This window comes from Streptomyces sp. OfavH-34-F (assembly GCF_022347745.1).
Taxonomy (GTDB): domain Bacteria; phylum Actinomycetota; class Actinomycetes; order Streptomycetales; family Streptomycetaceae; genus Streptomyces.
The window spans coordinates 1-4377 of the sequence record NZ_JAKRGC010000424.1 but is presented as its reverse complement, the minus strand read 5'-3'; the positions used below and the strand labels follow the sequence as shown (position 1 = coordinate 4377).

Below are 4377 nucleotides of genomic sequence, written 5' to 3'. Positions count from 1 at the left end.
CGTGCGTGGCGACGACGGTGACGCACCGGTCCTCGCGGGTGCGGGCGGCCAGCAGTTCGGCCAGTTCGCCCGCCTGCGAGCGGTCCACGGCGGCGGTCGGCTCGTCCACGAGCAGCAGCCGGGGCGACAGGAAGAGCGCGCGGGCCAGGGCGATGCGCTGGCGTTCGCCGCCGGACAGCTGCTCGGGGCGGTGGCGCAGCCGGTGGCCCAGGCCGACCGCGCGCAGCGCCTCCTCGGCGCGGGCCCGGTACGCGCGGGGGCTGCGCCCGCCGATGTACGCGGCGGCCAGGAGCTGTTCGACGGCGGGCAGCGCGGAGAGCAGGTTGCCGCTCTGGAACATGTAGCCGATGCGCTCGCGGCGGACCCGGGCGCGCCCGGCGTCGCTGAGGGCCGCCAGGTCCTCGTCACCGAGCAGGACCCGGCCGGCCTCGGGCCGCAGCAGGGCGCCCGCCACCGCCAGCAGCGAGGACTTGCCGGAGCCGGACGGGCCGACGAGGGCGGTCATCACCCCGGGTTCGAAGGTGAGGCCGAGACCCTCGAAGACGGTGGTGCGGGTCTCGCCCCGCCCGAACGAGACGGTGACGCCGTCCAGTTCGAGCGGCCGGGGCATCGGGTCGTTCATCGGTCGGCTCCCAGCATGATCAGCGGATCGGCGGAGGTGACCCGGCGCAGGGTCAGCGCGGTACCGGCGAGGCCCACGGCCGCGACGGTGCACATGGTGGTGACGAGGGTGGCGGCGGGCAGGCTGAACGGCACCTGCTCCCCCACCAGCAGGCCGACCGCCGCCGCGAGCAGGGCGCCGGTCGCGGTGCCGGCCACGACGACCAGGGCCGCCTGCACGACGGTGTGGGCGAGGAGCCGCCTGCGGGAGGCGCCGAGGGCGCGGAGCAGGGCGAGTTCGGGGCCGCGCTGCACGGTCCACACGGCGAAGAAGGCGCCGACGACGAGCGGGGCGATCAGGTAGAGGAAGACCTGGATCGAGGTCATCGTGACGCGTTCGCCGGTGTAGCCGGGGGCCGCCTCGTACGCCTCCTCCTTGGTGAGCGTGGTGGTGGAGTGGCGTGCGTCCAGTTCGGCCGCCGGGGTGTTGGGGGCGGAGCGCAGGGCCAGCGCGCCGAACTGGTCGGGGACCTCGGTGGCGGCCGGTGCGCCGGGGGTGCTGAAGCGGATGCGCTGCCAGGTCTCCAGGGGGACGTAGGCGGCGGGCACATGGCCGTAGCTGAGGCGGCCGGTGGTGCCGACGACGCGCAGCTCGATGCCGAGGCGGTCGATGACGAGGGTGTCGCCCACGGCCACGCCCTCGTCGGTGAGCGCGGCGGAGACGACGACGGTGCCGGGGTCGGCGGCGGTGAGCCGGCTGCCGCCGGTGACGGCGGGGCTGAGGAAGCCGTCCGGCTCGACCCCGAAGGCGGCGAGGTCGACCTCGGCGCCCCGGTCGGTGGTGCCCCGGGCGATGGAGACGCCGAGGGGGGTGACGTCCGTGCCGGCGTCCTCGCGCCAGGCGGTGGCCGCCTTCGTGCCGAGGAGGCTGCGGGCGAACTGGTCGGACCGGGCGTCGGACGAGAAGACGAGGTGGGAGGCGGGCAGGGCGCGCAGGGCGGAGACGGTGTCGTCGCCGAGGCCGGTGGTGAAACCGGAGACGATGCCGACGAGTGCGGCGACGAGCACCACGACGGACCCCATGAGCGCGAAGCGCCCTCGGGCGGCCCGCAGCTCCAGCAGAGCGAGGAACACGGCGGTTCCCTTCGTGGAAAGATTTAGGGACGGTGCGTCGCCAACATAGATGATGGCGACGCACCGTCCCCAAGCGGGGGGTCCGGTCCCGGGGTGGGGCTCCTAAACTGGGCGGATGCCCCGCATCAGCGCCGCCACGGTCGCCGAGCACCACGCCCAGCAGCGGCTGGCCCTGGTGCGGGCGGCCCGCGCGCTGCTGGAGGAGGGCGACGCGGAGGCGGTCACCTTCGCCGCCGTGGCGCGGGCCACGGGCCTGGCCCGCAACAGCGTCTACAAGTACTTCCCGGGCCGGCCCGAACTCCTGGCGGCCGTGGTGGAGGACGCGCTGCCCCGCTGGACGGACGCGATCCGGTCCGGCATGGCGGCGGCGCACACCCCGCGCGAGCGGATCGCCGCCTATGTGTCGGCCCAGCTGGAGCTGGTGCGGAGCGGGGAGCACCGGATCGCCCGCGCCCTGGCCGGGGTGCGGGACGCGAAGCTGGTGCGGGAGAGCGCGGGCCGGGCGCACGCGGAGCTGCTCACGCCGCTGATCGGCGCGCTCACCGAGCTGGGCGAGGACGACCCCCGGCGTACGGCGGTCCTGCTCCAGGGCATCGTGAACGCCGCCACGACGGCGATCGAGTCGGGCGACGACTACCGGGCGGTCTCCGAGCGGGCGGTGCGCATGGCGGTCACGGCGATCACGGGCACTCCGGCCGGATAGCGGCCCGCCGGCCCGCCGGCCGCCGCGCAGCCCGTCAGCCGGCCGCGAGGCGAGCGCGGATGCCGTCGAAGTGGGTGCGCATGGCCCGGACCGCGCGCTCGCCGTCGACCGCCGCGACCGCGTCGACGATCTCCCGGTGCTGGGCACAGGTGACGGCCGGGTCCTGGTGGCCGTCGTCGACGTCCTCGCGGACCCGGTCCATGGCCGCCCAGAACGCGTCCAGCACCTCGCTGAGCAGGTGGTTGTCGAGCGCGGCGTACAGGGCGAGGTGGAAGGCGCGGTCGGTGGCGCGGGCGACCCGGCCGCTGTCGGCCGCCTCGGTCTCCATCCGCGCGACGAGCGCGCGCAGCACGTCGAGGCCGTCCTGCGGGACGCCCGCCGCGACCGTCCCGACGAGACCGGCCTCCAGCGCCTCGCGCACCTTCATGAGTTCGGCCAGGCCCGGCTCGCCCCGGCGGTGGCGGACGGCGGCGCGGAAGGCCAGGCCCTCGGCGAACGGGGACAGCGAGAGGGAGCCCACGAAGGTCCCGTAACCCCGGCGGATCTCCACGACGTTGACGGCCTGGAGGGATTTCAGGGCCTCGCGCACGGAGACCCGGCCGGCCTCGAAGAGGTCCATCAGTTCGCCCTCGGTGGGCAGGGCGTCGCCCGGCGCGAGCCGGCGCTCCAGGATCAGTTCCTTGATCCTCCGCTCGATGTCCTGAGCCATGGTGGGCCGCGCCACAACGTCCTCCCGGGGTGCCGTTGCCCCTTGACCGGTCGCAGGAGCATCTGATTAAGGTGAGCAGACATAGGACATCTTACGTCTCATGTCTCGTTCCGGGGAGCCGCTCGGGCCCCGGTCCGGCCTCCCCCTCAGCTGGAGCCCTCCCATGCCTCTGACCGCACCCCTGCGCGGCGTCGTCCCGCCGGTCTGCACCCCGCTCGACGCGCGCGGCGAGATCGACACCGCCTCGCTCGCCCGCCTCGTCGACCACCTCATCGGCGGCGGGGTGCACGGGCTGTTCGCGCTCGGGTCCACCGGCGAGGTCGCCTACCTCACCGACGAGCAGCGCGCCACGGCCCTGGAGACCGTCGTCAACGCCACCGACGGCCGCGTTCCGGTCCTGGCCGGGGTCATCGACACCACCACGGCGCGGGTCACCGAGCACGCCCGGACCGCCGCCGCCCTCGGCGCGGACGCCCTGGTCGCCACCGCGCCCTTCTACACCCGCACCCACCCCCGCGAGATCGCCCGGCACTTCCGCCGGCTGCGCGCCGAGGTGGACCTGCCGCTGTTCGCGTACGACATCCCGGTCTCCGTGCACAGCAAGCTCACCGCCGCCCTGATCGGCGAACTGGCCTCGGACGGCACGCTGGCCGGGCTCAAGGACAGCAGCGGCGACGAGGGCGGGCTGCGCCGGCTCCTGGTCGCCCTGGGCGGGCGCGAGGGGCGGACCGGTGGCCCGGCGCCGGAGTTCAGCGTCCTCACCGGCTCCGAACTGACCGTGGACGCGGCCCTGCTGGCCGGCGCGGACGGGGTCGTGCCCGGCCTCGGCAACGTGGACCCGGCCGGGTACGTGCGGCTGTACGAGGCCGCGCGGGCCGGGGACTGGGCGGCGGCGGCCACCGAACAGGAGCGGCTGACCGCGCTGTTCGCCATGGTCGACGCGGGCCCCGAGGCCGACATGGGCCGCAGTTCGTCGGCGCTCGGCTCGTTCAAGGCAGCGCTGCGGCTGCTCGGCGTCATCGAGTGCGGCGACACCGCGTTCCCGCAGCTCCCGCTCTCGGCGGAGTCCGTCGCGCACGTCTCCGGACGGCTGCGCGACGCCGGCCTGCCGCCGGTCCGATGACGGCCGCCACGGCGGACGCCGCCCCGCAGCCGGTCGTCGGCCTGGACCTGGGCGGCACGAAGATCGCCGCCGCCCTGTTCGGCGCGGACGGCACGGTGCTGGCCCGCC

Annotated in this window: 5 protein-coding genes; 2 read left to right on the top strand and 3 right to left on the bottom strand. The window is 75.4% G+C overall.

Features of this window, described 5'->3' with window-relative positions:
- On the bottom strand, nucleotides 1–622 hold a 622-nt coding region (locus MHW47_RS32580), incomplete at its 3' end, for an ABC transporter ATP-binding protein (RefSeq protein ID WP_239227453.1).
- Nucleotides 619–1734, bottom strand: coding sequence for an FtsX-like permease family protein (locus MHW47_RS32575; protein WP_239227452.1), 1116 nt, complete (start codon nucleotides 1732–1734; stop codon nucleotides 619–621). The genes MHW47_RS32580 and MHW47_RS32575, both read right to left, overlap by 4 nt.
- Before the next feature lie 115 nt (nucleotides 1735–1849).
- Between MHW47_RS32575 and MHW47_RS32570 the strand changes: the two genes are divergently transcribed.
- Entirely contained in the window at nucleotides 1850–2437 is a 588-nt protein-coding gene (locus tag MHW47_RS32570; protein WP_239227451.1) for a TetR/AcrR family transcriptional regulator, read from the top strand.
- Nucleotides 2438–2471: 34 nt separating this feature from the next.
- Here MHW47_RS32570 and MHW47_RS32565 read toward each other — a convergent pair whose 3' ends face one another.
- Complete coding sequence (locus MHW47_RS32565) at nucleotides 2472–3161, bottom strand: FadR/GntR family transcriptional regulator (RefSeq protein ID WP_239227450.1); 690 nt, start codon at nucleotides 3159–3161, stop codon at nucleotides 2472–2474.
- A 148-nt stretch (nucleotides 3162–3309) separates the two neighbouring features.
- Here MHW47_RS32565 and MHW47_RS32560 point away from each other — a divergent pair, with 148 nt between their 5' ends.
- Nucleotides 3310–4269, top strand: coding sequence for a dihydrodipicolinate synthase family protein (locus MHW47_RS32560; RefSeq protein WP_239227449.1), 960 nt, complete (start codon nucleotides 3310–3312; stop codon nucleotides 4267–4269).
- Nucleotides 4270–4377 lie beyond the last annotated feature (108 nt).